Genomic DNA, 4,876 nt, shown 5'->3' on the forward strand with positions numbered 1-4,876 from the left:
CTTGGGGCGCTGGGCAGCGGAGTGCTGGTGCAGTACGCCCCCGCCCCCACGATGCTGGTCTTCGCCCTGCTCATCGCCGTCTTCCTGGTGCTGACCGTGGCGGTGTTCTTCCTGCCCGAGCCGGTCACACCCCGGCCGGGCGCCTGGGCCTCGCTGCGGCCTCAGATGGCCGTGCCGCCCCAAGCGCGCCGGTCCTTCCTGGCGATCATGCCCTGTCTTGTCGCCACCTGGGCGATCACCGGTTTCTACCTCTCGCTGGTCCCCTCGCTGGCCGTAGGGGTCCTGCACATCGGAAGTCACCTGGTCGGTGCCCTGGCGCTGACCACGTTCTACAGCGCGGGAACCGTGGCCTCACTGCTGTCTCGCAACCTGGCGCCGCACCGGGTCATGGCCGTCGGGTGCGTGGCCCTCGCCACCGGGACCGCTCTGACCCTGCTCGCCCTCGTCGGACCCTCGACGCCGCTGTTCTTCCTCGGAACCGCCCTCGCCGGCGCCGGCTGGGGCAGCTCTCTCCTGGGCTCCTTCGGCGCGCTGGCAGCACTGGCCGGCCCCACGGAGCGGGCGAAGCTGTTCGCCTCCGTCTACGTCGTCAGCTACATCGCTTTCGGTGTTCCCGCCGTAGCTGCCGGGCTGGTCATACCGTCCCTCGGCCTGCGCGCTACGACGATGTGGTATGGCGCCGCGGTCATCGCGCTGGCACTGCTGGCCGTCCTCATAGCCGCTGTTCGCAGGCGCACAGCCAGGACCACGGCAGCGGCCTTCTCCGGGGCCCTGGCCGCCGGCGGCCCTTCCTGCCAAGGGGCGGCCAGGGCCGCACGGGGTCAGGAGCTCGCAGCGCCCGATCCGTCCGGAACGTGATCGCGCAGCGTGGCGGCGCCTCCCCTGAGCACGACAACCCGCCAGACCGTCGGTGGCAGCGGGCCGGCAGCCGCGATAGTACGGCGCCGCCTATCTCGGGCGGGGTGTGCGCCCTGCGATCCGGGGCCGGCTCTCAGCGCCCATGAAGTTGCGCCGCCTCGCGGACCCGGGCGGAACGCACGCGGCATCGCCAGGCCGACTCGACACTCACAAGTACAGCGATCACTTTACCTGGATGCCCTTCGGTGTTAGCCTTGATGTACAGCGATCACTTTACTTGTGCGGGGCTACGTCCCTGAACACGATGGCAACGCCACACTTCGACGGAGCGCGCCGCACGGAAGCGCATCGCCTCTCACAAACAGACACCGTGGAAGGCCAAGACGATGCGATCAATCCAGTACGACCAGTTCGGCGACTACGACGTCCTCCACCCGGTGGCCGTCCCCAGGCCCGAGCCCCGGAGCGGGCAGGCCCTGGTCCGGCTGACCCTGGCGGGCATCCAGCCATTGGACGACACCGTGCGCAGCGGCAAGCGGGGCGCGGTCAAGCCCTTCCCGATCACCCCAGGAGGCACCGGCGTGGGGACGGTCGAAGAGCCCGGTGACAGCGGTCTCGCGGCGGGCACCCGGGTCATGATCAGCGGCGGCCGCTACGGCGTCACCGCCGACGGCACCTGGGCCGAGTACGTCGCCGTCGATCCGGCCCACCTGCTGACCGTCCCGGACGGGATCGACGACACCGCCGCCGCGGCGCTGTCCACGGGCGTCGGCTACCTGACCGCCTACCTCGCGCTCACCGAGCTGGCCGAATTCCAGCCGGGCGGCACCGTGCTCGCCCCCGGAAGCGGCGGCGCGGTCGGCCAGGCCGGCGTGGAGATCGCCCGGCACCTGGGCGCATCGCTCGCGATCACCACCGCCACCTCCACGGCCAAGGCCGAGCGGAGCCGGGCAGCCGGATACGAGGTCATCGACCTCAGCCGCGAGTCGCTGCGCGACGGGGTCGCCCGGCTCACCGACGGCAAGGGCGTCGACGTCGTCCTCGACGGTGTGGCCGGGCCGATCACAGGGCAGGCGTTGGGCGCGCTCGCCTGGGGCGGCACCTTGATCAGCATCGGCTATTCCGCCGGCATGCAGGCCGACATCAACGTCACGGACCTGATCTGGAAGGCGGCCCATGTGCACGGCTTCCTCTTCGCCCTGTTCACCCAGGAGCAGGTCAACACGGCCAATGCCAAGCTCCTGGACCTGGTCGCCCGCAAGGAGATCACCCCCCTCGTCGACCGCGTCTTCCCGCTGGAGCAGGCCGCCGAGGCCCAGCGCCACCTCATCAAGGGCGGGCCTTTCGGCCGCGTGCTCCTCAGCCTGTGACCGCACGCCCAGCACACGCCTGCGGTTCGTCTACTCCACCACGGCCACAGCAATCACGGGCTCAACCCCGCCGAGTTGCTGCGCCCCTCCCCAGCATCACGGTCTGCGCCCCCGGGGCACCGTCGAGGTCATGCGCAGGCAAGCCACCGGCAACTGACTCCGCGCAACCTGCACCTGGACATGAGATACGGGCTCCCGACCATGACTTTCGTCATCGTCGGGAGCCCACTCCCTCGGCACTTCTCTACGTGGCGGGGGTGAGTTCGGCGCGGCCGAACAGCAGCGCGTAGCCGGAGAAGAGCTGGTGCAGGATGCGGGTGATGAGGTCGGGGCCGGCGTGGGCGGCGACGGCGGAGAAGACGGATCCGGTGTCCCAGCGGGTGGTGGCCAGGGAGGCGCCGGTGCGGGCGGCGAGGTCCTTGACGAAGGCCCAGCCGGTCAGCGGCTGGGTGTCGGGGATCTGGGCGGTGAGGACGCGTGCGGCTTCCAGGGGCAGGCGGGCGGCCAGGTCGACGCGTTCGTCGCCGGTCAGCTGGCGTCCCAGTCCCGCGAGGACGAGGCGGACGGCTTCCTCGGCCTTCTCGCGGGTGGGGTAGGCGCCTTCGTAGCGGACCTTCTCCAGCATCCGTTCGTACGCCCTTCCGTAGGAGTGCTGGAGCGCCGCGTGCCGGTCGGTCATCACGGTGGTGGTTGCCTTTCTGTCACCGGGGTCGTGGTGGCCGGGGTGCGGTCACCGGGGGTGGTCAGGTGGGTTGGGGGCGGCCGAAGAGGAGGTCGTAGCCCACGGGGAGCTGGAGCAGGATCTGTTTGACGAGGTCGTCGCCGGCGGCGTCGGCCACCGTGGACAGGACGGCGCTGACGTCCCAGGCCGCAGTCTGTTCGGTGGCCCCTTCGATCCAGGCCGCGGTCGCGCGCACGAACCGCTCTGGGGGTAGCGGCTCGGCGCTCTGCAGCGGGTTGAGCAGGATCAGGGCGAAGCCTTCCGGCAGACGCGCCGCCAGTTGGGCGCGTACCTCGCCGACCAGGTGTGCGCCCAGCAGGGCGAGCACCACGCGGGCCGCGCGTTCGGCCTCCTGCGAGGTGTCGTACTCGCCGCGTTCCTTCACATGGTCGAGGAACGCCGCGCGTCGCACAGTCATGTCGGCCGCCCCCTTCCTCAGATCCCCGGGGCGCGGAGGACGGGGAGGGGAGATCAGATATCCGTCCTCCGCCGCTGTTCAGCCCTCGTCTGTCCGGCTCAGCCGGAGATCTCCTTGCGGCCGGATCCGACGCCGATGGCGATCTTGCGGGGCTTGGCGCGCTCGGCGATCGGGATCCGCAGGGTGAGCACGCCTGCGTCGTAGTCGGCCTGGATGTGCTCGGTGTCCAGCGTGTCGGCCAGCACGATCTGGCGGGAGAAAACGCCCAGCGGCCGTTCCGACAGCTCCATCTGCACGTCATCGGACTTCGTCACAGGCCGGCGCTCGGCCTTGACGGTCAGCATGTTCCGTTCGACGTCGATGTCGATCGCGTCCGCGCTGACGCCGGGGATGTCGAAGGCCACCACGTATTGGTCGCCGCCCTCGCGGTAGGCGTCCATCGGCATCGGGGACGGCCGCGACCAGGTGCCCGGACCCATCAACTGCTGCGCCAGCCGGTCCAGCTCACGGAAGGGATCAGTGCGCATCAACATCGGAAAACACCTCCAGGAAGGTCAGACGGTTGCCGCCAATGCGCCTCACTGAAACCGTTGTACCATGTCATCCAATGGATGACAAACGTGGTGTCGTCCAAAGGATGACTACGGAGGAGTGTCCATGGTCCCGGCCGACCAGCCAGCATCGTCCAGCACCGACGCACAGAGCCCGGCGTCATTCCTCGCCGCCGCCGCAGCCCTTCAAGCCATAGACGAAGCCCTGCACGTCGCCCGGCAGGCAGTCCCCGGCACGGCCAAGACGCATGACGTGGGCCCGGAGCAGGCCCTGGCCTCTCTTCTGCTGCTGCGGCAGGTCCGCGAGCAGCTCGCCGGCTGGGAAACCGGCCTGATCGAAACCGCCCGGGAGGCGGGTGCCAGCTGGGCGGACCTTGCCCACCCTCTCGGAGTCGCCAGCCGCCAGGCGGCCGAACGCCGCTACCTGCGAGGTCGGCCCGGCCCCGCCGGAACCACCGGCGAACAGCGCGTCCAGGCCACCCGCGAGCGCCGCGCCGCCGAACGCACCACCGCCACCTGGGCCCGCCGCAACGCAGCCGACCTGCGCCGAATCGCCGGCCAGATCGCCGCTCTCACCGACCTGCCCACTGCGGCCCGCAACCCGCTCAGCCAGCTCCACGCAGCACTCGCCCACGACGACCCCGCCGTCCTCATCCGCCCCCTCAACGCCACCCGCCCCCACCTGACCACCACCCACCCCGACCTCGCTGCACAACTCGACACGCTCACACCCCCTTGAATGCGTGGAGGAGGCTGGCGGGGATCGGAGGGGGTGTCCGGCAGCGGGGTATGCCGACCCTCGGGCCAGTTGCGGGCCGGCCGCCGTACTGCCGCTGTCACGTACGCGCAAGCGTGAGCAGACCGCACCGTTCCTAGTCAGTGAGCAGGAGTGAGTCTTGTACCCAGTCCTGGTCAACTGGCGCATCCCGAACGGTGGTGGATGCACTGGTCTCCCGCG

General features: G+C 70.3%; 5 protein-coding genes and 1 pseudogene. 3 read left to right on the forward strand and 3 right to left on the reverse strand.

What is annotated here, in order from left to right; all coding sequences use genetic code 11:
• Both ACWDA7_RS50330 and ACWDA7_RS50335 read left to right on the forward strand, forming a co-directional pair.
• Nucleotides 1-858: pseudogene (locus ACWDA7_RS50330) on the forward strand (MFS transporter); the annotation flags it as partial.
• A 386-nt stretch (nt 859-1,244) separates the two neighbouring features.
• Nucleotides 1,245-2,228: a quinone oxidoreductase family protein gene (locus ACWDA7_RS50335; RefSeq protein ID WP_450614596.1), complete on the forward strand. Its 984-nt coding sequence runs from the start codon at nt 1,245-1,247 to the stop codon at nt 2,226-2,228.
• Nucleotides 2,229-2,472: 244 nt separating this feature from the next.
• Here ACWDA7_RS50335 and ACWDA7_RS50340 read toward each other — a convergent pair whose 3' ends face one another.
• From ACWDA7_RS50340 to ACWDA7_RS50350, 3 genes are all read right to left on the reverse strand, one after another.
• Complete coding sequence (locus tag ACWDA7_RS50340) at nt 2,473-2,907, reverse strand: DUF2267 domain-containing protein (RefSeq protein ID WP_450614598.1); 435 nt, start codon at nt 2,905-2,907, stop codon at nt 2,473-2,475.
• Nucleotides 2,908-2,971: 64 nt separating this feature from the next.
• Nucleotides 2,972-3,367, reverse strand: coding sequence for a DUF2267 domain-containing protein (locus ACWDA7_RS50345; RefSeq protein WP_450614600.1), 396 nt, complete (start codon nt 3,365-3,367; stop codon nt 2,972-2,974).
• A gap of 98 nt (nt 3,368-3,465) precedes the next feature.
• Nucleotides 3,466-3,900 carry an Hsp20/alpha crystallin family protein gene (locus tag ACWDA7_RS50350; RefSeq protein WP_450614602.1) on the reverse strand — a complete coding sequence of 145 codons (435 nt, stop codon included), beginning with the start codon at nt 3,898-3,900 and terminating at the stop codon, nt 3,466-3,468.
• 124 nt (nt 3,901-4,024) lie between these two features.
• On the opposite strand from ACWDA7_RS50350, the gene ACWDA7_RS50355 reads away from it, so the two are divergent.
• On the forward strand, nt 4,025-4,657 hold the full coding sequence (locus ACWDA7_RS50355; protein WP_450614604.1) for a type III effector protein: 633 nt from the start codon (nt 4,025-4,027) through the stop codon (nt 4,655-4,657).
• Nucleotides 4,658-4,876: the final 219 nt, after the last annotated feature.

Source organism: Streptomyces sp. NPDC001156 (genome assembly GCF_053598275.1).

Coding starts and splice junctions, on each gene's coding strand:
- ACWDA7_RS50350 (WP_450614602.1), bottom strand. CDS start 3,900: ATGTTGATGCGCACTGATCCCTTCCGTGAGCTGGACCGGCTGGCGCAG.
- ACWDA7_RS50340 (WP_450614598.1), bottom strand. CDS start 2,907: ATGACCGACCGGCACGCGGCGCTCCAGCACTCCTACGGAAGGGCGTAC.
- ACWDA7_RS50335 (WP_450614596.1), top strand. CDS start 1,245: ATGCGATCAATCCAGTACGACCAGTTCGGCGACTACGACGTCCTCCAC.
- ACWDA7_RS50355 (WP_450614604.1), top strand. CDS start 4,025: ATGGTCCCGGCCGACCAGCCAGCATCGTCCAGCACCGACGCACAGAGC.
- ACWDA7_RS50345 (WP_450614600.1), bottom strand. CDS start 3,367: ATGACTGTGCGACGCGCGGCGTTCCTCGACCATGTGAAGGAACGCGGC.